This window comes from Promicromonospora sp. NPDC060204, assembly GCF_042728455.1.
In the GTDB taxonomy this organism is placed as follows: Bacteria; Actinomycetota; Actinomycetes; order Actinomycetales; family Cellulomonadaceae; genus Promicromonospora.
Map to the genome: position 1 here is coordinate 1 of NZ_JBHWZO010000049.1, position 22,519 is coordinate 22,519.

Below are 22,519 nucleotides of genomic sequence, written 5' to 3' on the forward strand. Positions count from 1 at the left end.
CGTCAGGGTCGGGCCCGGCCGCCGGGAACCAGGACTACTCGGGCCCGACGACGCCTACGCGCGCCGCCCGGACCACCTTGTCGCCGATCTTGTACCCGGGCTCCACCACGAGGTTCACCGTGGCGGCCGTCGCGTCCGCGTCGGTCGAGTGCATGAGCGCCTCGTGCAGGGTGGGGTCGAACTCCTCCCCCACCTTGCCGAACCGCTCGACGCCGAACTTCTGCAGGCTCTGGTCGAGCTTCTCCGCGATCGCCGCCATGGGACCGCTCAGCTCGCCGTGCTGCTTCGCGCGCTCGACGTCGTCGAGCACGGGCAGAAGCGCCGCCAGCACGTCCTGCACGCCCCGGTCGCGCGCGGCGTCCTGGTCGCGCAGCGCCCGGTTGCGGTAGTTCGTGAAGCTGGCCCGCTCGCGCTGCAGCGCGTCCAGGTGCTCCGCCGCCTCGGCCTTGGCCTTGAGGACCGCGGACGCCTCGGCGGCGTCACCGGAGGGCTCGAAGTCGAGCCCGGCCAGCGGGTCGCCCGACGCGTCCCCCTGGGCGGGGGTCGCGGCGGAGTCGTCCGCCGCGGCGGCGTCGTCCGCCGGAGCGGGCTCGGCCGGGCGCGCCTCGTCGCCGGAGGCGTTCACCTTGCGCTTGTCCGTGAACTGGAAGGGGTGCTCCCCCGAGCCCTCGGGCTCGGGGGGTCCCTGCTGGTGCTCGTCCGTCACTTGCGCTCGTCCTCGTCGTCCACGATCTCGGCGTCGACGACGTCCTCGTCGTTGGCGGACTGGGCGTTCGCCGGCTGCGGGTTGCCCTCGGCACCCTGCGCCGCGGGCTGCTCGGCCGCGTACAGCGCCTCGCCGATCTTCTGCGACGACGCGCCGAGCTTCTCGTACGAGCTCTTCACGGCGTCGGCGTCCTCGGCCTCGAGCGCGGCCTTCACGGCGGCGATGTCGGCCTCGACCTCGGTGACGACCTCGGCCGGGAGCTTGTCGCGGTTGTCCGCGATCTGCTTCTCCATGGAGTACGCGAAGGCCTCGGCCTGGTTGCGGGTGTCCGCCTCCTCGCGCCGCTTCTTGTCCTCCTCGGCGTGCAGCTCGGCGTCCTTGACCATGCGGTCGATGTCGTCCTTGGGGAGCGCGGAGCCGCCCGTGATCTTCATCGACTGCTCCATGCCCGTGCCACGGTCCTTGGCGGACACGTGCACGATGCCGTTCGCGTCGATGTCGAAGGTGACCTCGATCTGCGGCACGCCGCGCGGGGCCGGCGCGATGCCGGTGAGCTCGAAGACGCCCAGCGGCTTGTTGTCGCGGGTGAACTCGCGCTCGCCCTGGAACACCTGGATCGCCACGGACGGCTGGTTGTCGTCCGCCGTGGAGAAGACCTCGCTGCGCTTGGTCGGGATCGCGGTGTTGCGCTCGATGAGCTTGGTCATCACGCCACCCTTGGTCTCGATACCGAGCGAGAGCGGGGTGACGTCGATCAGCAGGACGTCCTTGCGGTCACCGGAGATGACACCGGCCTGCAGCACGGCGCCGACGGCGACGACCTCGTCCGGGTTCACGCCCTTGTTGGGCTCGCGGCCACCGGTGAGCTCCTTGACGACCTCGGTCACGGCGGGCATACGGGTGGAACCACCCACGAGCACCACGTGGTCGATGTCGGAGACCGAGATGCCGGCGTCGCGGATCACGGCGTGGAACGGCGCCTTGGTGCGGTCGATGAGGTCCTGCGTCATCTGCTGGAACTGAGCCCGCGTGAGCTTCTCGTCCAGGTGGATGGGGCCGTTCTCGCTCATCGAGAGGTACTGCATCGAGATGTTGGTGCTCGTCGCGGACGAGAGCTCCTTCTTGGCCTGCTCAGCGGCCTCACGGAGGCGCTGCAGGGCGATCTTGTCCTTCGACAGGTCGACGCCCGAGGAGTTCTTCACCTGCTTGATGAGGTGCTCCACGACGCGCTGGTCCCAGTCGTCACCACCGAGGCGGTTGTCGCCGGAGGTGGCGCGCACCTGGATGGTCGAGAAGTCGTCCTCGTCCTTGCCCACCTCGAGGAGGGAGACGTCGAACGTGCCGCCACCGAGGTCGAAGACCAGGATGAGCTCGTCCTCCTTGCCCTTCTCCAGGCCGTAGGCGAGCGCGGCCGCGGTGGGCTCGTTGACGATGCGCTTGACGTCCAGGCCGGCGATCTGGCCGGCGTCCTTGGTCGCCTGACGCTCGGCGTCGTTGAAGTACGCCGGGACCGTGATGACGGCCTCGGTGACGGGCTCGCCCAGGTACTCCTCGGCGTCGCGCTTGAGCTTGCCCAGGATGCGGGCCGAGATCTCCTGCGCGGTGTACTTCTTGTCGTCGATGTCGACGGTCCAGTCCGTGCCCATGTGGCGCTTGACCGAGGAGATGGTGCGGTCCACGTTGGTGACGGCCTGCCGCTTGGCGACCTCACCGACCAGGACCTCGCCCGTCTTGGAGAACGCGACCACCGAGGGGGTGGTCCGCGAGCCCTCCGCGTTGGCGATGACGGTGGGCTCCCCGCCCTCGAGGACCGCCACCACCGAGTTCGTCGTACCGAGGTCGATACCTACTGCGCGTGCCATGTCTGCTGCCTTCCTTCGACAGATTGAGTCTGCTGCACTCAACTTAAGCCGGTGTCCGCGAGGAAGCAAGCCGACCCTCGCAAAGTTGAGTCCACTTCACTCAACTATGAGCGGGGCTGAAAAGTTCCCGGCGGGATTATCGTGAGCAGCATGCCCTTCCATGCCGCACTGACGGCCGACGTCGCGCTGCGCGAGCTCAGCAAGGACGACGCCGTCGCGCTCGCCGACGCCTACGTCCGCAACCGCGCGCACCTCGCCCCGTGGGAACCCGAGCGGCCCGAGGAGTTCTACACCGCCGACTGGCACCGGGAGCGCCTGTGGACACAGGTCCTGGAGAACTCGACCGGCCGCGGGCTGTACACCGTGCTCGAGTCGGACGGCCTGATCGTGGGCCGGCTGAACCTCACCGACGTGGTCCACGGGGCGTTCGAGAACGGGCACCTCGGCTACTGGCTGGACGCCGGATACACCGGGCGCGGCCTGATGACCAGGGCCGTCGGGGCGCTCGTGGCCCACGCCCGGGACGACCTGGGCCTGCACCGCCTGCAGGCGGCCACGCTGCCGCACAACACGGCGTCGCAGGCCGTGCTGACGCAGGTCGGCTTCGAGCGCATCGGGTTCGCGCCCAGCTACCTCAAGATCGCCGGCGAGTGGCAGGACCACGTCGTGTTCCAGCTCATCCTGCACGGTTGATCCGGCCGGCCGGAGCACCACGACACCCCGCCGTCCGCCATCTTTTCGCCCCTGTCAACAGGCGCGACGCTCTCACGTGCGGTACACAAGGGTGCACGGCCGAGGCCACAGGGGGTGGGGCATCGGACGAGTACCCCGCGGGCCAGCCCGCGGGTGCCTGATGCCCGGGACTCCGGGCCCCGACCGGGGGAGACCACCATGGCAAGCATCCACGGGAGCTCGTTGTCGATCGCGCTCCTGACAGCGCTGCTCGATCCCGAAGAAGACGGCCTCAGATCACCTCACGTCCAGGACCTGCTGCAGGAGGCGCTCGAGACGCGCGAGGACGCACGCGACGTGATCGTCGCGCTGCTCGCGTCGTCCGGGTCGATGCTGCGGCAGATCAGCTACCACAACGAGCAGGAACCCCTGGAGTCGCTGCAGAAGGTGGCCCTGGGCTTCCAGCGCAAGGTGGTCCAGCTCCCGAGCTGAGTCACCCCTGTGCGGTCCGGGCCGCCACCGACTCCGCGTCGCGCAGCACCCGCAGCGTGTTGCCGCTGGTCAGCTTGCCGAGGTCGGCGTCGGACCAGCCGTTGTCCGCGAGGGCCGCGAGCAGGCGCGGGTAGCCCGTGACGTCCTCCAGCCCCTCGGGCAGGTTGGGCGTGCCGTCGTAGTCGCCGCCGAGGCCCACGTGGTCGACGCCGGCGACCTCCCGCACGTGCTCGACGTGCGCGACGACGTCGGACAGGGTGCTGCGCGGCTGCGGGTGCTCGTCGCGCCACCGCGCCATGAACGGCTCGAACGCACCGAGGTCCGTGTTGGCGATGCCCTCCTCGGCGGCGGCCCGGGCGCCCTCGGCCCGCCACTCCGCGACGGCGGACGACACGAACTGCGGCACGAACGTCACCATGCACACGCCGCCGTTGGCGGCGAGGGTGCCGAGCACGTCGTCGGGCACGTTGCGGGGGACGTCGCAGACGGCGCGGGCGCTGGAGTGGCTGAAGATCACCGGGGCCGAGGTGACCCGCAGCGCGTGCCGCATGGTGCCCGCGGAGGTGTGCGAGAGGTCCACCAGCATGCCGATGCGGTTCATCTCGCGCACCACGTCCTCGCCGAACGGCGAGAGGCCGCCCAGCACCTCCTCGTCGGTGGCGGAGTCCGCCCACGGCACGTTGTCGTTGTGCGTGAGCGTCATGTACCGCACGCCGAGCGCGTGGAGCATGCGCAGCACGCCCAGCGACCCGTCGATCGAGTGGCCGCCCTCCGCGCCCATGAGACTGGCGATGCGGCCGTCGCTCCAGGCCTGCTCGACGTCGGCCGCGGTCCGGGCGAGCCGCAGGCTGTCCGGGTACCGCTCGACCAGGCGGTGCACGCAGTCGACCTGCTCGAGCGTGGCCGTCACGGCGGCGCCGCCCTGGAGCTGCGAGGGCACGTACACGGACCAGAACTGGGCGCCCACGCCGCCGTCGCGCAGGCGGGGCAGATCCGTGTGGGTGGTCGTGAGGCGGTGGGCGATGTCGACGGCGGAGAGGTCGTAGAACGACTGCTCGCGCAGCTCCCACGGGAGGTCGTTGTGCCCGTCCCAGACGGGGTGCTTCTCGAGGAGCGCGGCGAGGCGGTCTGCGGTCGTCATGCGGGCGACGCTACCCCGCCGCCCGGACCCTGTTGAGCCGCGCCCGGAGCTCGTAGGTCGTGAGCAGCTCGCCCGCGCGGCGCACGAGCTGGCCCGTCCGGGCCTCGACGTACTCCAGGTCGATCCGCTCGGCCGCGACCGTCGTGTACCCGGCCCGCGCCTCCCGCACCTGGCGCCGGGCGGCCGACCGGTCGAGCAGGCCGCCCGCGGCGATCCCGGCGACGGCGACCGCGGAGGGCAGGAGCGCCCAGACCCAGAGCCGCGCGTCGAGGAACAGCAGGACCAGGACGAGCACGGCGGCGGTCATCCCGGCCACCGCCGCGCCGAGCGAGAGCCCGGCGAGCTCAGCCTCGGACCGGCCGGGCAGGAGCTCGCGCCGGATGCCGGGGCGCCACTCGTCGGCCAACGTGCCTCCAGGTCTCCGTGCGGGTCTCAGCAGACAGGTCAGGCCTGCAGGTCACCCCTCGGCGACCTGCAGGCCTGACGGTAGCGACGTCAGCTCACCCGCTGCCAGGTGCAGTTGGCCGTCTCGAACCCCTTGGCCGTGGACGGCAGCGTGACCGTCGTCGGCTCGGTCACCGAGGCGTACTCCACGAGCTGGTCCCGGCTCGCGTCGGCGGTGAACTCCTTGAGGACCGCGTAGTAGCAGCCGCCCCCCTCCCCGTTGGCCGGACCGGTGGTCACGTAGGTGCCGCGCTGGAGCTGGTCGCCGAGCACGTACACGCCGTTGTTGAACGTGCGCGTCTTCGGCGCCGCCATGCCCGAGTAGTACTTGCTCCACGCGCCGCACTCGTCGGACCAGAAGGCGAAGTCGGTCGACTTCACGTTGGCGATCCGCTGGCCGAACCCGTAGTCCCAGCCCAGGACCTCGGTCCGGGACTCCCGCTGCCACGCGCAGAACCGCGTGCCCGCCTGGGCCACATAGGTGCCCGGGGCGACGCTGTTGCTGCCCACGAGGAACCCGCCGTTCGCGGGGATCGCCGTGGCCGGCTTGGCGACGGCGCCGGTCGGCCCGCCGGTCCGGACGACGGTCGCGTACCCGAACTTCCGGGCGGTGACGACCACCGAGATCTTCTTGCCGAGCTGCGGCCCCTTGACGGTGTACGACGAGCTGGTGGCGCCGGAGATCGGCACGCTGTCGGCGAGCCACTGGTAGGTGAACGCGGGCGACGGCTTCCACGTGCCGGTCTTCACCGTGAGCTTCGCGCCCACCCGGGCGCTGCCCGAGATGGTGGGCGTGGGCGACGCCGAGAACTTGGCGTCGACCGTGGAGTGGGCCGAGGTCACGGACTTCGTCGAGATGCCCGGACGCTTGCCCGTCACGGTCACCGTGAGCTTGCGGCCGTCGTACGACGTCGGGATCTTGAACGTCGACTTCGTCGCGCCCGAGATGTTCTTGCCGTCGATCTTCCACTGGTACGTGGTGGTGGTCCGCGCGGGCGTGGCCGGCGGGGCGACCGCGGACACGGTGGCGCCCGGGTAGGACATCCCGGAGATGCGCGGCGCCGCCATCACGAACGCGCCGTAGCCCACCGTGACGGCCGGGCTCGTGCGCGATTCGGGCGTGTAGCCCGCCCGCTTGCCGGAGAGGGTGACGGTCAGCTGCTTGCCGCGGTGCGTGCTGGTGGGCACGAAGGTGAAGCCGGTGGCGCCGGAGATCGCCGTGCCGTTCGCGAACCACTGGTACGTGAACGTGGTGCCCGAGGTCCAGGTGCCCGACTTCGCGTAGAGGGTGGTGCCCACCTTGGCGGTCGGGCTGATCGTCGGGGCGCTGGAGGCGAGGTCACCGATGCCGATCGGCTCGGTGGGCTCGCTGGTCACCGCGGTCGGGAGGTAGCCCTCGGCCGAGCCGACGACGGTCACGGTGATGCGCGCGCCCGCGTCCGCCGGCTGCGGCTGGTACACGAACTTGTTCGCGCCGGAGATCATCGCGCCGTCCCGGCGCCACTGGTAGGTGAAGTCGGCAACCGGGTCCCAGACCGGGTCCGGGTCCACGACCAGCATGCCGCCCACGGACGGTTCGAGGGAGTTGATCACGGGGGCGGGCGTGACGGCGAACGTCTGCCCCTGCGCCGCCTGGTACGCCGCGAGGACGTCGAGCTTGCCCTCGCCCCACACGTTGTTGTCGTCGGCGTTCCCGCCGCAGGAGGTGTCGTTCACGTCCTTGGCGGAACCGTCCAGGAGCGCGCGGGTGGCGGGCACGTTGCCCACCAGCGCCGGCACGGCGTCCCACAGGAGCGCGACGGCGCCCGCGACGTGCGGGGCGGCCATCGACGTGCCGTCCCACTGCTCGTACCCGCCGCCGGGGACGGCCGAACGGACCGAGCTGCCGGGCGCGGCGATGTCGGGCTTCACGGTCCCGCTCTGTCCGGGACCGCGCGAGGAGTAGGGCGCGATGGTGCCCGACGGCGTGAACGCGCCGACCGAGTACGACGCCTGCCGCGAGCCCGGGCTGCCGGAGGACTCGCAGCCCAGCTCGCCGTCGTTGCCGTTGGACCAGGTGCTGAAGATGCCCGCCGCCTCCCAGGCGCCGATGACGTCCTCCATGAACGGGTCGCTCGACAGCGACAGGCCCCACGAGTTGTTCACGACGTGCGGGCGCTTGGCCGGGTCGGCGCCGGTGCCGTCGAGCCGGGTGGGTGCCAGGAGCCACTGGCCGGACGCGATGAGCGTGGCGTCCGCGCAGTCGTCGGCGCAGCCGTTCGCCGCGATCCACTCCGCACCGGGGGCGACGCCGATGTTCATCGCGCCGTCGTCGGTGCCGACCATGGTGCCCATGGTGTGCGTGCCGTGCCCGTTGTCGTCCCGGGGGCTGGTGGCGCCGGCGCCCGTGGAGTCGAACCAGTTGTAGTTGCTGCCCGACGTCGCGCCGCGGTACTGCGCGGACAGCGCCGGGTGGGTGCGGCTCACGCCGGTGTCCAGGCCGGCCACGACGATGCCGTCGCCGGTGAAGCCCGCGGCCCACATGTCGTCGGCGTTGATCGCCTTGATGCCGTACGTCGAGGTGGCCGCAGCGTCGGGCGCGGCGCCGTCCGTCGACTCGGGCTCCTCGAGCGCGTGGCGCGTCGTCGGGCGCACCTCCAGGACCTGTGCGTCCGCGGCGAGGTCGGTCGCCAGCGCGAGCGAGCCGTCCTCGACCAGGATCGCGTTCGTGGCCCAGTACGAGGTGTACTCGGTGCCGGACTCCTCCAGGGCGGCGATCGCCTGCTCCTGGGACGCGTCGGCGGCCGCCTTGAGGGTCTCGTACACGTAGTCGCCGCGCTCGGACCAGCTCGTGATGCCGCCGGCCGCCGACAGGTCGGTCTCGCCGGCGAACCGCAGCCAGAAGTCGGTCTCCTCCTCGGCGCGGAAGGCCTTCGTGGCCGCGGTGGTGATCTTGTCGGCCGGGTCGACGGCGCTGCGCGCCACCTGCGGGGCCGCGCTCGGGCGGGATGCCGGTCCGTCCTCGTTGGCGGGGTCGGGCGCCGCGACGGCCGCGGCCGGGGAGGCGAGGAACGCGACGGTCGCCGCGGAGGCGACGGCGCGGGTCACTAACGTGCGACGAGACATGGGGCCGCTCCGAAAGGGTGATGGGGTGCCCCGTCACGGGCGGAGACCCCGCCGGTCACGGCAGGGAAGACAGCCGCACACTAGCGGCCGGACCGCCCACAGACCCCGTAAACTGGCAGAAATCACCCGCTCGGGCTCCCGCCGGGGGAAGCGCTCTCAGCCCCGTCCGCGCAGCCGGTCGATGTCGCGTCGCTCCCGCTTGGTGGGTCGCCCGGTACCCCGGTCACGCAGCCCGACGGCCTCGCGCTCCACCCGCGTCGGCAGCGCGGGGCTGTGGTCGAGGTAGGCCTTGACGGCCAGGGGCGCCCCCACCCGCTTGAGCAGCAGCTCGACGACCTCGATGTCCCGGTCCCGGAGCGGGTCGCGCCACGTCACCCGGTCGCCGACCGCGACGGACGCGGACGGCTTGGCCACCTTGTCGTTGATCCGGACCCGGCCGCTCCGGCACAGCTCCGCCGCGACCGACCGGCTCTTGGTCAGCCGCACCGCCCACAGCCAGACGTCGATGCGCACCGCCCCATCCTCCCACCGCTGCGCCGTCAGACGGACGGCTGGTACTCGAACCGCTCCACGGTCACGATCCCGGCCGACGGCGTGCCGTTGCTCGTCGCGACCAGGCCCAGCCAGACACCCAGGAAGCCTCCTGCCGAGACGCTGTCGAGGGTGCGCCCGTCGGCGGTCGCGACCGGGGTCGGCAGCTCCTCCCCGACCCCCGCGAGCAGGACGTAGTCCTGCCCGCTCGCCTGCACGGCCAGGGTGACGGGGGCGTCGCCCGGGGGCAGCGGCCGCTCCCCGAGCACGGTGGCCTCGCCCGCCCGGTGGTGTATCGCGAGCACCCGGCGGTCGCCGGTGTCGAGCGCGCCCGCCACCACCAGCAGCACGTGGTCCCGTTCGGACTGCCGCACCGCGAGACCCGCGTGCTCGTCCGGCCCCGCAGGGTCGAACCGCAGCACGGTCCGCACCGTGACGTCCTGGTGCTGCTGGCGCACACCCAGGAAGGCCGGCGTGGCCGCATCCGTCAGGTTCTGCGGGAGCACGCGCAGCAGCCAGCCGTCCCCGTTCGGCTCGGCGAAGTCTGCGGGACCCCGCAGACCGGTCCACCGCAGGTCGCCGGGCAGCACCGGTCCGGCGGGCGGCCAGGCGGCGCTCGGGCCGGCAACGACGTCGTCCGCCCGGACGCCGTCCGGCACCTCCACCACCGCCGGCACGCGGCCCTGTCCCGGCGCGAAGACCGGCCAGCCGTCCTCCCACGTCACGGGCACGAGGAACGTCTCCCGGCCGAGGTTGTAGTGGTAGCCACCGTACGGGCGCATGGCGAGCAGCACGGCCCACCACGACCCGTCGGGCGCCTCCACCAGATCGGCGTGCCCGACACCGACGACGTCCACGTCCCGCCCCAGGTGCCGGTGCGTCAGCACCGGGTTGGCCTTGTTGCCGACGTACGGGCCGGTCACCGACTCGGACCGGGCCACGGAGATCGCGTGGTGGAACTCGGTGCCCCCCTCGGCGGCGAGCAGGTAGTACGTCCCGTCCACCCGGTAGAGGTGCGGCCCCTCCGCCCACACGGCACCCAGCACCGCGCCCCGCCAGAGCACGTGCTCGGGTCCGGTCAACCGCATCGTGGCCGGGTCGAGCTCGCGCAGCCAGACCTCGGTCTGGTCGTGCCACTCGGGTTCGCGGGCGAGGCGGGTCCCGTGCAGCCAGACCCGGCCGTCGTCGTCGAAGAACAGCGAGGGGTCGATACCGTCCTCGTCCAGCCAGACGGGGTCGGACCACGGCCCCGCCGGGTCGGTCGCGGTCAGCACGAAGTTGCCGCCCCGCGTGCTGTCCCGCTGGTCCACGAGGGTGCAGACCAGCCAGAACATCCCGTCGTGGTGCCGCAGCGTCGGCGCGTACAGCCCGCCCGACGACGCGATCCCCTGCATGTCGAGCTGCCCCGCCCGGTCGAGCGCGTGCCCGATCTGCTCCCAGTGCACCAGGTCGCGGCTGCGGAACACCGGCAGACCGGGAAAGTACTCGAACGTCGAGGTGACGAGGTAGTACTCCGCCCCGACCCGACAGATCGTCGGGTCGGGGTAGCAGCCCGGCAGGACGGGGTTGCTGACAGCCGTCACGGCGCCGCGGTGGTGTCGACCCACCGGCTGTCCGACGTCGTGACCTCGTGCACGTCGCCCGTGATGGCGACGATGCGGCGGGCCGACGGCGGCAGGACGGGCGCGGAGTCGTTCGGCTCGTTCAGGTCGGCGATGCCCTCGGCCACCACCCTGACAACGTTGTCAGCCGCGTGCGCGCCGACCCAGACCTCGACGTCCCCGGGCTCGACGATCCGGACCATCTTGCGGTCGCTGAACGCGAACCGCGTGGTCGGCACGTCGAACGCGATGGTCGTCGACTCCCCCGGCGCCAGGTCCACCCGGTGGTAGCCGAGCAGCTGCGTCGTGGGCCGCGCGACCGAGCTCACCACGTCGTGCCCGTAGAGCTGCACGACGTCGGAGCCGGCCACCTCGCCCGCGTTCGTCACCGCGACGACGGCGCGGAACGTGCCGCCCGCCTCGACCGACGGGTCCACGGACACGAGCTCGCGCTCGAACGTCGTGTACGACAGGCCGAACCCGAAGGCGCGCACCGGCGTGGAGTCGGTCGACGTCACCTCGGACGCCCCGCCCAGGATCGGGTGCAGGTACGAGTAGGGCTGCGCACCGGCCGACCGCGGCAGCGACACGGGCAGGCGCCCGGACGGGTTCACGCGGCCCGAGAGCACGCCCGCGAGCGCCGTGCCGCCCTCCTCGCCCGGGAAGAACGCCTGGAGGACGGCGCCGGGCGTGCGCCCGCCGGACCCGTCGCCGTCGAGCGCCCAGCCGATCGCGTAGGGGCGGCCGGTGAGCAGCACCATCACGACGGGCTTGCCGGTGGCGAGCACCGCCTCGACCAGCTCGCGCTGCACGCCGGGCAGGTCGAGCGACTCGCTGTCGTTGCCCTCGCCCACGGTGCCGCGGCCGAACAGCCCGGCCTGGTCACCCACCACGACGACCGCCACGTCCGCCGCCTCGGCGGCGGCGACGGCCTCGGCGAACCCGGAGGTGTCGTCGCCCTCGACGGCGCAGCCCCGCGCGAGGGTGAGCTCGGGCGCGCCCAGGCCGCCGAGCTCCGTCGCCAGGGCCTCGGCCAGGGACGGGATCTCGAAGCCGTTGGGCACACCGGGGTGGTGCGCCAGCACGTGGTTGGCGAACGAGTAGCAGCCCATCAAGGCCTCGGGCCGGTCGGCGTTGGGCCCGATCACGGCCACGCGGGCCGGCTTGTCGTGCCAGGACCCGAGCGGCAGCACGCCGTCGTTCGCCAGCAGCACCACCGACTCCTCGGCGAGGCGCCGGGCGACGTCGCGGTGCGCGGGCGAGTCGAGGTCGACGACGGCCGGCGGCTCGTCCTCGTACACGTCCGGCTCGAGGAGCCCGAGCTCCTCCTTCTGCTTGAGGGCGCGCAGCACGGCCCGGTCCACCACCTCGACCGGGACGTCGCCGTCCTTGACGAGCGCGGCCAGCGGTTCGAGGTAGGCGTCACCGGAGGGCAGCTCGACGTCGACGCCGGCCTGGAGGGCGGCCGCGGCGGCGGCGCCCCGGTCGGCGGCGATCGCGTGCATCACGCTCAGGAACGCGACACCGAAGTAGTCGGCGACCACGACGCCGTCGAACCCCCACTGCTCACGGAGCAGCTCCGTGAGGTACTCGTGCGACGAGTGCATCGGCACGCCGTCGACGTCGTTGTACGAGGCCATGACGGACCGCACCCCGCCGTCGACCACGGCCATCTCGAAGGGCGGCAGGAAGACGTCGGCGATCTCGCGCGGGCCCGCGCTCACCGGGGCGTGGTTGCGCCCCGCCTTGGAGGAGGAGTACGCGACGAAGTGCTTGAGCGTGGCGTGCACGCCCGCGCCCTGCATGCCGCGGACGTACGAGGTGCCGACCGTGCCGACGAGGTACGGGTCCTCGCCGATGCACTCGTCCACCCGGCCCCAGCGGGGGTCCCGGATGACGTCGAGCACCGGCGCGAGGCCCTGGTGGATGCCCAGCTCGCGCATGGACTCGCCGATGAGCCGGCCCATCTCCTCGACCAGCTCCGGGTCGAACGACGCACCCCACGCGAGCGGCGTCGGGAAGGTCGCCGCCTTCCAGGCGGCCAGGCCCGTGAGGCACTCCTCGTGGACCAGCGCGGGGATACCCAGGCGCGTCTCGCGCTTGATCCTGCGCTGCTCGTCCCAGAGCCACGCGGCGCGCTCGGCCGGGTCCACCGGCCGCGTGCCGTACACGCGGGTGTAGTGCCCCAGGCCGTGCCGCGTGATGTCCGGGAGCGCGACGGTGCCCTGGCCGCCCGCCATCTCGCCCTGCATCGGGGCCACGACGTTGCCGCCCTGGTCCAGCCAGTACCCGACAAGCTGGGCCAGCTTCTCCTCGAGGGTCATCCGTGCGTGCAGGTCACGCACGCGCTCCGATACCTCGGGCATCGCCCTCAGCGCCGACGACAGCTCCGTCATGGAACGTGTTCCTTTCTCGGTCCTACGTGTGATGGCCTGCGTGGTGGTGGTGCAGGTGCCGGACGGCGCGGGTCAGCCCTTGACCGCGCCCGTGAGGCCGCCGACGATGCGCCGCTCGAAGAGCGAGAAGAAGATCAGCGCGGGGATCATGGACAGCGACGTGAAGGCGAGCACCCGTGCGGTGTCGACCGAGTACTGGGAGGCGAACGCCTGGACGCCGAGCGGCAGGGTGTACGACAGCTCGTCGTTCAGGATGAACAGCGGCAGCATGTACGAGTTCCAGGACGCGACGAACGCCAGGATGCCGACCGTGACGACGCCGGGCAGCGACAGCGGCACGACCATCCGGAAGAAGAACCCGATGCGGCTCGCACCGTCGATCGAGGCCGCTTCCTCGATCTCCTTCGGGATGGCGCGCAGGAACGGCACCAGGATGATGATCGTGGTCGGGAGTGCGAACGCGATCTGCGGCAGGACGATGCCGCCCATGGTGTTCATGAGGCCGAGGTCGCGGATCAGGATGTAGAGCGGCGTGATCGCGACCGTCATCGGGAACATGAGACCGGCGGCGAACAGCGAGTACATGGCCGCGTTGAGCTTGAAGTCGTACCGCGCCAGCACGAAGCTGACCATGAGCCCGAGCGCCACGACGCCGACGGTGGTGAGAATGCCGGCCACCGCCGAGTTGGCGACCTGGCGCCAGAACACCTCGCTCACGAGCACGCTGACGTAGTTCTCGACCACCCACGGCGAGGGCAGGCCCGACGGGTCCGTGGTGATCTGCGCGTTCGTCCGGAACCCGCCCAGGATGATGTAGAGCACGGGGGCGATGCAGACGCCGACGAACAGGAACGCGACGGCGTAGGTCATCGGGCTACCCCAGGCGACCTTCGGCTGCCGACGGAGCGTCTGCCCGGTCGTGGTGGTGGGGGCTTGGAGCAGCGTCGCCATCACTTCTTTCCTTCCGTGAGCGCACCCTCGGTGTCCCGGCGCAGCACGTACCGCTGGTAGACCAGCGCGATGACCAGCGAGATCAGGAACAGCACGACGGCGACGGCGTTGCCGTAGCCGAAGTTCCCGGCCAGGCGCCCGTTCAGGACCATGTAGGTCGCCATCGTCGACGTACCGGCGGTGGCGGAGATGTACTGGCCCCAGATGATGTAGACGAGGTCGAAGAGCTGGAGCGAGCCGATGATCGACAGGAACGCCCAGATACGGAGCGTCGGCCCGAGCAGCGGCAGCGTGATGGTCCGCTGGATCTGCCAGTACGAGGCGCCGTCGATCGCCGCCGCCTCGGAGAGCTCCTCGGGGATGCTCTGGAGACCCGCGAGGAACAGGATCACGGCGAAGCCGATGTACTTCCAGCTGATGATGATCATCAGGGACCAGAGGGCGATCTTGGGATCGGACAACCAGTCGACCGCGAGGGCCCCGAGGCCGATCTTCTCCAACAGGTCGTTCACCGCACCGGAGCTCTGCAGCAGCAGGCTCCAGCCGGTGCCCACGATGACCTCGGAGATCACGTACGGCACGAAGATCAGGACCCGGATGATCGAACGCCCGCGGATCTGCTGGTTCAGCAGGAGCGCCAGCGCGACGGCCGCCGGCCCCTGCAGGATCAGCGACAGCACGACGATGTAACCGTTGTGCAGGAGCGCGTCGTGGAACGCCGAGTCCCGGAAGATCGTCAGGTAGTTGTCGAGCCCGACGAACTCGGTCGGCGGGCCGTAGCCCTTCCACTTGAAGAAGCCGTAGTAGGCCGCCAGGAAGACGGGGAAGATGACGAACGCGAGGAACACGACGATGGCCGGGCCGGACAGCACGGTGATCTCGAGCGTCTTGCGCCAGTCGGTCCGCCTGCCCCGCCGCGGCCCAGGGGCCGGGGACGACGTCTGCACGCCGTCCCCGCCCGCCGTGGGACCCTCAGGCGAGGCCGTCCTGGTTGCTGAGTTCTCGCCCAGGGAGTGAGTCATCTGGCTCGTTACTCCATCGCGGCCGCGGCGTTCACGGCGTCGACGATGCTCTGCGGGGTGCCGTCACCGGCCAGCATCTCCACGACGCCGGCGTTGAGCGCGTTGCCCACGTTCTGGCCGTAGAGCGTGTCCAGCCAGACGGAGACGTACGGCGCCTCGTTGTAGGCCGCCAGCACGGACTGCAGCGCGGGGTCGGTCACGACGTCCTGCGCCTCCTTGCTGGCCGGCAGCGTCACGAAGGCCTCGGCGTAGTTCTCCTGGTACTCCTTCTGCATGAAGAAGTTCAGGAAGTCGGCGCACTCCGGCGGAGCCTCGACGAAGCAGGAGTAGCCGTCGACGCCGCCCATGAACGCGGCCGGGTCGCCGTCACCGCTCTCGGTGGCCGGGAACGGGAACCAGCCGAGGTCCTTCAGCGGCTTCTGGTCCGGGGTCAGCCCCGCGATGACGCCCGGGTCCCAGGCGCCCATGAGCTCCATGGCGGCCTTGTGGTTCGCGATGAGACCCGCCGAGGAACCGGCGCCCTGCTGGGCGGTCGCCGTGAGGTAGCCGTCCTGGAACGGCTCGGTCTCGGAGAGTGCCTGCAGGTCCTCGCCGGCGGCGATCCAGCAGTCGTCGTCGAAGCTGCGGGACTGGGCCGCGGTCTCGAGCGTCTCCTGCGAGCACTCGCGGAGCGCGAAGAAGTAGAACCAGTGGGCGGCGGGCCATGCGTCCTTGCCGCCCAGGGCGATCGGGGAGATGTCCTTGTCCTTCAGGGCGGACACCGCGTCGTTCAGCTCGTCGATGGTGGTCGGCGTCTCGGTGATGCCGGCCTCGTCGAACAGGTCCTGGCTGTAGAACAGGCCACCCGGCAGGATGGCGGTCGGCATGCCGTAGATCTTGCCGTCCACGGTGAAGGCGTCGAAGCCGGCGCCGACGTTGGTCTTCGTCGCCTCGTCGATCGAGTCGGTGAGGTCCATGATCTGGCCGGCCTCGACGACGTCGGCCAGCTTGCCGCCGCCGCGCGCCATGAAGATGTCGGGTGCGTCGCCCGAGTTGAGGGCGGTCTGCAGCTTGCCGTCCATGTCCTCGTTCTGGATGGACTGGACGTCGATCGTCACACCCGGGTTGGCCTCCTCGAAGGCGGCGACGGTGTCTTCCCAGAACGCCTTGCCCGGCCCGGTGGTGGAGTTGTGCCAGAAGGTCATCGAGACCTCGCCGTCCGAACCTCCCTCACTGCCCCCGCCGCCGGAACAAGCCGTGGCCAGCAGGGCAACGGTGGCACCCAGGGCAACGATGCCCGAGGCCCGCGTTTTCCTCATCATTGTGGAACCCCTTGTAAGTCGTCATCGACGGTTGGCAGGAGCCTGCCTCTTGGACGGACCAAGGAGTCCGTCAAGCAGGAGAGTGTCAGGAGCGCCATGCTTTCGTCAAACGGTTTCGATATCGATTTCGAAACAGATCGGCCCGTCGGACACACCCCCGCGCCCGGATGTACTGTCTCTTCCGTGCACAGTGGGACAAGCTCACCCGGGTCCACCGCCGGACCGGGTGACGGCGTGACGGACGACTCCGAGACCTTCGGACCGTCCGCCACCGAGGAGCGCGCGACCGGCCGCGCCACCATCACCGACGTCGCCCGCGTCGCCGGGGTCTCGGTCGCCACCGTGTCAAAGGTCGTCAACGGCCGGTACGGCGTGGCAGCCGCCACCGCCGAGCGCGTGCTCGCCGTCGTGGCCGACCTCGGGTACGAGTCGTCCCTGGTCGCACGCAGCCTGCGCCGTCGGCAGACCAACGTGATCGGCGTGCTCGTGGCCGAGTTCGAGCCGTTCTCCACCGAGCTCCTCAAGGGCATCTCCGCGGCGATCGCGGGCACGGGCTACGAGCTCCTCGCCTACTGCGGCGACGCCGGCCGCTCCGACCATGTGGGCTGGGAGCGCCGCTCCCTGTCCCGTCTCGCGGGCACCCTGATCGACGGCGTGGTCATCGTGACGCCCACGCTCGCCCTCCCGCAGCACGACGGCGTGCCCATCGTCGCGATCGACCCGCACACCGGCCCCACGGGACCGGCCACCGTCGACTCCGACAACCTGGGCGGCGCCCGCACCGCCACCGAGCACCTGATCGGCCTCGGCCACACACGCATCGGCTACCTGGGCGGACGCGCCGACCTGGAGTCGGCCCGCCTGCGCGAGCTGGGCTTCTTCGAGGCGATGGAGGCGGCGGGGCTCACCCCGGACCCGAGCCTGGTGCTGGAGGGCGGCTACCGCCCGGACCGGTCCGACCGGCCCACGCACGACCTGCTCGAACGCCCCGACCGGCCCACCGCGGTCTTCGCCGCGAACGACCTGTCCGCGATCCACGTCATCCAGGTGGCCCAGGAGCTGGGCCTGCGCGTCCCGGAGGACCTGTCCGTCATCGGGTTCGACGACGTCCCCGAGGCCGCCGGGTCCACCCCGCCCCTGACGACTGTGGCGCAGTCCCTGCACGAGATGGGCGCCGAGGCACTCCGCATGGTCATCTCGATGCTGGAGTCCGGCCCGTCGGCCGGCCACCACACCCGCCTGCCCACGCGGCTGGTGCAGCGGTCGAGCACGGCTCCCCCGCCGGCCTAGCCCACCAGCAGCGCCGGCAGGACCGGCGCCACTAGGTGCTGGGCCAGGCCGGGCCGGCCGACGCCGCCTTCGGCGTCGCCGGTGCTGCCGTCGCCGTCCTCGCCCCAGAACGTCGCCAGGAACGCCTGGTACAGCGCCGCGCCCACGAGCAGGCGCGCGACGGCCTCGACGTCGGCGTCCGCGCGCACCCGGCCGGCGTCGCGCTCCGCCTCCAGATAGGCCTGCAACCTCAGCTGGGGCACCTGCGGGCCCGCCCCCTTCGCGGCGATGGACTCGCGGTGGCGGGCCAGGAGCACGCTGCTGGAGAAGATCGAGGCCGAGATCGGAAAGCTCCCGACGTAGAAGTCGAGCAGCCCCGAGACGAACCGCACGAGGTTGGCCTCCACGGTGGAGGTGCCCACGGCGTCGTCGGGCAGGGCGAAGCGCGGCAGGCGCTCCTGCAGCACCGCCATGAACAGGCCCTGCTTGTCGTCGAAGTGGCGGTACAGCAGCGCCTCCGAGCAGCCGGCCGCCCGCGCGATCTCCTTGGTCGTCGCGTGGGCCACGCCCTGCTCGCGCATCACGCGCGCCGCCGCGTCGAGGATCCGCTCCCGTGTGCTCATGCCAGACATTCTCCCTGCTCCCTTGACCTGCGGTCCGACCCCGTGGCACGGTGTTAGTAAGTATTCACTCACACCCTGATATCCACCACCTGGACCCGAGGAGATGCCATGCAGATCGCTGTTGTCGGAGCGAGCGGCCGCACCGGCCGCGAGCTCGTGAGGACCCTGACGGCGGCCGGCCACGACGTCGTCGCCGTCGTGCGCGACCCGGCCCGCCTGGCCGGAGCGTCCGGCGCACCCGGCGAGGTCCGGGTCGCCGAGGCCACCGACGTCGCGGCCCTCGCCGCCGCGTTCGACGGGGTCGACGCCGTCGCGAGCTGCCTGGGACCGGTGCCCGGCGAGTCGCCGCACGTGCTGCGCGACGGGATCACGGCGGTCATCGCCGCCATGGACCGCGCGGGCGTGCGCCGGCTGGTCGCGATCAGCGCGAGCGGCTGGCTGGTCGACGGCGACGACCCGCTCTCCCGCTACGTCGCCAAGCCCATCCTCAGGCGGGCGCTGGCCGTCGCGAACGCCGACCTGGAGGCCATGGAGCAGGTGATCCGGGCCAGCCACGTCGACTGGACGATCATGCGGCCGCCGCGCCTCCAGGACCGCCGGGGCACCGGCCGCTACAAGTCCCGGCGGGACGGCAACGTGCGGTGGGCCTGGACGATCGCCCGACCGGACCTCGCCCTGGCGATGCGCGACGCCCTGACCGACCGGACCGCCGTCGGGCAGGCGATCTCCGTCGCCGCCTGACCCGGCGCCCCGCACGCCGTCGATAATCTCTCGCCGCCCGACGGCGTGCGGGGCACCCTGGTCGTATGACCTCCCCGACCGGCTACGCGCCCGAGCCGACGACGTGGCGCATCCTCGAGGTGGCGGCCGTGCCCGCGACCGACCACCCCGACGCCTGGGCGTACCACGGCATCGCCGCCGTCGACCGCGCCGTCGAGACCGCGAACCTCGGGTACGACGACCTCGCTCGCACCGTGCAGACGCTCGTCAGCGACATGCTGCACCAGGAGTACGCGGACAAGCGCCGGTTCGTCGCGGTCCTGGACCGGGCGGACGGCGAGGCGCCGACCACCGACGACGTCGTCGGCTACGGGTTCCTCAGGCTGCCGCGGGACGACAACACGCACACCGCCGACGTCTACGTGGGCGTCCACCCCGACCACCGGCGCCGGGGCATCGGCAGCGCCCTGGCCGAGCAGGCCGAACGGGCGGCGGCCGACGCCGGACGGACCACGTTCTTCGGCTGGTCCCTCTCGCCGCGCGAGGCCGCCCAGGACGAGGAGGCGCTGGTGCCGGCCACCGGCGCCGGACGGCTGCCCGCCGACGCGGGCGGGGCGCGGTTCGCGCTCGGCCGCGGGTACACGCTGGAGCAGGTGGAGCGGATGTCGCGGCTCGACCTGCCGGTTGACGCCGACGCGCTGGCCGCGTTCGAGGCGGAGGCCCGGGCGAAGGCCGGCGCCGACTACGTGACCCACACCTGGGAGGGCATCCCCGAGGAGTGGCACGAGGGATACGCCCAGCTCATGACGCGGATGTCAACGGACGTGCCGCAGGGCGAGCTCGACTTCGGCGAGGAGACCTGGGACGCCGCGCGCGTGCGCACCTACCTGGCGGCCCGGGCCGACGGCGGCGAGCGCCTGCTGACCACCCTGGTGGTGCACGTCCCGACCGGCGAGATCGCGGCCGGCACGTCATTCCTGCTGCAGGACGGCAAGCCTGCCTACGTGTTCCAGGAGGAGACGATCGCGCTCAAGGAGCACCGCGGGCACCGGCTCGGGATGCTGGTCAAGGCCGTGAACCTGCGCGAGCTCGCCGCGCGGCACCCGGCCACGGAGCGGGTCCACACGTTCAACGCGGAGGAGAACGCGCACATGCTGGGCATCAACGTGGCCCTGGGCTTCCGCCCCTCAGGCGCAGAAGCCGCGCTCCAAAAACGCCTCTGACCCACCCACCCGCCCGCCCCGTTGAGTGCTGGGTATTTGTTGCCTCGAACCGTTTCGAGGCAACAAATACCCTGCACTCAACGACGGCGGGGGCGGGGGCGGGTGAGACGGGCGGCGAGGCGGCTGTTGGCCAGGTTCAGCAGGCGGCGGAGCCGTCTGGGCGTGACGCCCGAGCCCGGCTGGTACGGGAGCCGCTCCAGGGGCATCGCCTGCGTCATGATCATGACGTCGTCCGACAGGCCAGCCGCCCGCAGCAGCGCGGTGACCACCGGGCCGACGACGGGGTGCGCCATGGCCTCGCCCACCGAGGACCCCGGCGTCAGCGGCGTCGCGACGGCGTCCCCGGGCACCTCGGTCTCGGCCGCGACGCGCAGGTCGCGGCTCGACGCGCCCACCTCGACGCGGTAGGCGCCGCCCTCCACGTGCCACCGGTCGGCGCGCACGTCCCAGTACGCGAGGTCGGCCCGGTCCACGACCAGCTCGACCTCCCGGGACTCCCCCGGCGCCAGGTCCACGACGGCGAACGCGGCCAGCGCGCGCGGGGCCCGCGGCACCGCGGAGCCCGGCACGGACACGTAGCACTGCACCACCTCGCGGCCGGCCACGCCGCCGGTGTTGGTGACGGTCAGCCTCGCGGTGAGGCCGACGACGCCGTCGACCGGCCCGGCGGCGACCGTCAGGTCCCCGTAGGCGAACGTCGTGTACGACAGCCCGTGGCCGAACGGGTACTGCACTGCCAGGTCCCGCGCGTCGTACCAGCGGTAGCCCACGAAGATGCCCTCGCCGTACGTGACGTGCAGCCCGGTCCCGGGAAAGCTGGTCCACGCGGGGGTGTCCTCGAGGCGCAGCGGGACCGTCTCGGCCAGGCGGCCGGACGGGTTGACCCGGCCGAACAGGACGTCGGCGGTCGCCCCGCCGCCCGCCTGGCCCAGGAGCCAGCCCTCGACGATCGCGGGCACACGGTCCGCGAAGCCGGACAGCCGCACCACCGAGCCGTTGGAGAGCACCACGACCACGCGCGGGTTGACCGCCAGCACCCGGTCCAGCACGTCGAGCTGGTCGGCCGGGAGCTCGATGTGCTGGCGGTCGCGACCCTCGGCCTCGGCCGACTGCGGCAGGCCCGCGAAGAACAGCACCACCCCGGCGTCCCGGGCCGCGGCGACGGCCTCGTCGGCGAGCGCCTCGTCCGTGCGCGCCCGGTCGCCCAGCGCCCCGTCCGCGAGCGCCCCGCCGCCCGAGCCCGCCCCCAGCCCGTACCCCGGCGCGAACACGACGTCGGTCGCCGAGTCGCGGATCGCCACGAGGGCGTCGTCAACCCGGGTCGCCACGATCTGGGAGGAGCCCGCGCCCTGGAACCGTGGTGTCCGCGCGAGCTCGCCGATCACGGCCAGGCGCGTGCGCGGGGCCAGGGGCAGCAGGCCGCCGTCGTTCTTGAGCAGCACGATCGCCCGGCTCGCCGCCTCGCGGGCCAGCGCGTGGTGCGCGTCGTCGTGCCAGGCCGCGGGGTCGTCGCCCCGCTCCGCGAGAAGCGCCCCGGGCGCGGGCACGGCGTCCGCCCCGTCCGCGCCGTCCGCGGCCGGCGCCCGCGCGGCCGACTCCCGCGCGGCCCGAGCCGCGAGCGCCAGCGCGACCACCCGGGCGGCCGAGCGGTCGACGTCGGCAAGGTCGAGCGCGCCGGACCGGACGGCGGCGACGATCTCCGCGACCCGGGCCTCGCCGGCGCCGGGCATCTCCAGGTCGAGGCCCGCGCGGATGCCGGCGAGGCGGTCGTGGACGGCGCCCCAGTCGGACATGACCAGGCCCTCGAAGCCCCACTCGCCGCGCAGCACGTCGGTGGTGAGCCGGCGGTCCTCGCCGGTGTGCGTGCCGTTGACGCGGTTGTAGGACGACATGAGCGTGGCGGGCCGCGCCCTGGTCACCACGCGCTGGAAGGCGCGCAGGTAGATCTCGCGCAGGGTGCGCTCGTCGACGTCGGCGGAGACGCGCATGCGCTCGGTCTCCTGGTTGTTCGCGGCGAAGTGCTTGACGCACGCGGCCACGCCGCCACCCTGGATCCCGGTGACCAGGGCCGCGCCGATCTCGCCGGCGAGCAGCGGGTCCTCCGACACGTACTCGAAGTTGCGCCCGCACAGCGGGCTGCGCTTGATGTTGATGCCGGGGCCGAGCACCACGTCGACGTCGCGTGCCCGCGCCTCGGCGGCCACGGCCGCACCGACCCGGGTCACGAGGCCGACGTCGAAGGTGCTGCCCAGCGCCACCGCGGGCGGGAAGCACGTGGCCGGGACCGCACCCTCGATGTCGCCGACGTCGGGGGCGAGCCGGCGCACGCCGTGCGGCCCGTCGGCGAGGTAGACGGGCGGGACGCCGGGCGCCTCCGCCGTGGACCAGAACGAGGCCCCGGACAGGAGCCGGGCCTTCTGCTCGACGGTGAGCGCCCCGGAACGCGACTTCTTCGTCATG

18 protein-coding genes are annotated in these 22,519 nt (G+C 72.1%); 5 read left to right on the top strand and 13 right to left on the bottom strand.

The genetic code is table 11. The features are described from left to right. Positions 1-34: 34 nt before the first annotated feature. Both grpE and dnaK read right to left on the bottom strand, forming a co-directional pair. Positions 35-706, bottom strand: a complete 672-nt coding sequence (grpE, locus tag ACFWEJ_RS08820) for a nucleotide exchange factor GrpE (protein ID WP_377228828.1) — start codon at positions 704-706, stop codon at positions 35-37. After that, positions 703-2,568: a molecular chaperone DnaK gene (dnaK, locus tag ACFWEJ_RS08825; protein WP_377228829.1), complete on the bottom strand. Its 1,866-nt coding sequence runs from the start codon at positions 2,566-2,568 to the stop codon at positions 703-705. Before dnaK ends, grpE begins: the two co-directional genes overlap by 4 nt. Positions 2,569-2,718: 150 nt before the next feature. Between dnaK and ACFWEJ_RS08830 the strand changes: the two genes are divergently transcribed. Continuing rightward, entirely contained in the window at positions 2,719-3,261 is a 543-nt protein-coding gene (locus ACFWEJ_RS08830; protein ID WP_377228830.1) for a GNAT family N-acetyltransferase, read from the top strand. Positions 3,262-3,459: 198 nt separating this feature from the next. Continuing rightward, positions 3,460-3,732, top strand: coding sequence for a hypothetical protein (locus ACFWEJ_RS08835; RefSeq protein ID WP_026366117.1), 273 nt, complete (start codon positions 3,460-3,462; stop codon positions 3,730-3,732). Between the two features lies 1 nt (position 3,733). Here the strand turns inward: ACFWEJ_RS08835 and ACFWEJ_RS08840 are convergent, their stop codons facing one another. From ACFWEJ_RS08840 to ACFWEJ_RS08880, 9 genes are all read right to left on the bottom strand, one after another. Further along, positions 3,734-4,873 (bottom strand): dipeptidase, encoded by a 1,140-nt coding sequence (locus ACFWEJ_RS08840; RefSeq protein WP_377228831.1) that lies wholly within the window; start codon positions 4,871-4,873, stop codon positions 3,734-3,736. 10 nt (positions 4,874-4,883) lie between these two features. Next, the gene (locus ACFWEJ_RS08845) at positions 4,884-5,279 is read right to left on the bottom strand and encodes a hypothetical protein (RefSeq protein WP_377228832.1); all 396 of its coding nucleotides are present in this window, start codon (positions 5,277-5,279) and stop codon (positions 4,884-4,886) included. Positions 5,280-5,368: 89 nt separating this feature from the next. Beyond that, positions 5,369-8,422 carry a S8 family serine peptidase gene (locus tag ACFWEJ_RS08850; protein ID WP_377228833.1) on the bottom strand — a complete coding sequence of 1,018 codons (3,054 nt, stop codon included), beginning with the start codon at positions 8,420-8,422 and terminating at the stop codon, positions 5,369-5,371. Positions 8,423-8,578: 156 nt separating this feature from the next. Beyond that, positions 8,579-8,935 carry an RNA-binding S4 domain-containing protein gene (locus tag ACFWEJ_RS08855; protein WP_377228834.1) on the bottom strand — a complete coding sequence of 119 codons (357 nt, stop codon included), beginning with the start codon at positions 8,933-8,935 and terminating at the stop codon, positions 8,579-8,581. Positions 8,936-8,961: 26 nt separating this feature from the next. Then, positions 8,962-10,536, bottom strand: coding sequence for a glycoside hydrolase family 43 protein (locus tag ACFWEJ_RS08860; protein WP_377228835.1), 1,575 nt, complete (start codon positions 10,534-10,536; stop codon positions 8,962-8,964). Then, positions 10,533-12,950 (bottom strand): beta-glucosidase, encoded by a 2,418-nt coding sequence (locus ACFWEJ_RS08865; protein WP_377228836.1) that lies wholly within the window; start codon positions 12,948-12,950, stop codon positions 10,533-10,535. Before ACFWEJ_RS08865 ends, ACFWEJ_RS08860 begins: the two co-directional genes overlap by 4 nt. Before the next feature lie 72 nt (positions 12,951-13,022). Then, positions 13,023-13,901, bottom strand: coding sequence for a carbohydrate ABC transporter permease (locus ACFWEJ_RS08870; RefSeq protein WP_377228837.1), 879 nt, complete (start codon positions 13,899-13,901; stop codon positions 13,023-13,025). Next, positions 13,901-14,923, bottom strand: a complete 1,023-nt coding sequence (locus tag ACFWEJ_RS08875) for a carbohydrate ABC transporter permease (RefSeq protein ID WP_377228838.1) — start codon at positions 14,921-14,923, stop codon at positions 13,901-13,903. Before ACFWEJ_RS08875 ends, ACFWEJ_RS08870 begins: the two co-directional genes overlap by 1 nt. 8 nt (positions 14,924-14,931) lie before the next feature. After that, positions 14,932-16,224, bottom strand: coding sequence for an extracellular solute-binding protein (locus ACFWEJ_RS08880; protein ID WP_377228839.1), 1,293 nt, complete (start codon positions 16,222-16,224; stop codon positions 14,932-14,934). A 234-nt stretch (positions 16,225-16,458) separates the two neighbouring features. Between ACFWEJ_RS08880 and ACFWEJ_RS08885 the strand changes: the two genes are divergently transcribed. After that, positions 16,459-17,514: a LacI family DNA-binding transcriptional regulator gene (locus ACFWEJ_RS08885; RefSeq protein ID WP_377228840.1), complete on the top strand. Its 1,056-nt coding sequence runs from the start codon at positions 16,459-16,461 to the stop codon at positions 17,512-17,514. Here ACFWEJ_RS08885 and ACFWEJ_RS08890 read toward each other — a convergent pair. Then, entirely contained in the window at positions 17,511-18,116 is a 606-nt protein-coding gene (locus tag ACFWEJ_RS08890; protein WP_377228841.1) for a TetR/AcrR family transcriptional regulator, read from the bottom strand. The genes ACFWEJ_RS08885 and ACFWEJ_RS08890 overlap by 4 nt on opposite strands. A gap of 108 nt (positions 18,117-18,224) precedes the next feature. Between ACFWEJ_RS08890 and ACFWEJ_RS08895 the strand changes: the two genes are divergently transcribed. Together ACFWEJ_RS08895 and ACFWEJ_RS08900 are read left to right on the top strand one after the other, a co-directional pair. Beyond that, entirely contained in the window at positions 18,225-18,857 is a 633-nt protein-coding gene (locus tag ACFWEJ_RS08895; protein WP_377228842.1) for an NAD(P)-dependent oxidoreductase, read from the top strand. Positions 18,858-18,922: 65 nt separating this feature from the next. Beyond that, positions 18,923-20,059 (top strand): GNAT family N-acetyltransferase, encoded by a 1,137-nt coding sequence (locus ACFWEJ_RS08900; protein ID WP_377228843.1) that lies wholly within the window; start codon positions 18,923-18,925, stop codon positions 20,057-20,059. Positions 20,060-20,136: 77 nt separating this feature from the next. Here the strand turns inward: ACFWEJ_RS08900 and ACFWEJ_RS08905 are convergent, their stop codons facing one another. Beyond that, on the bottom strand, positions 20,137-22,518 hold the full coding sequence (locus ACFWEJ_RS08905) for a glycoside hydrolase family 3 C-terminal domain-containing protein (protein ID WP_377228844.1): 2,382 nt from the start codon (positions 22,516-22,518) through the stop codon (positions 20,137-20,139). Position 22,519 lies beyond the last annotated feature (1 nt).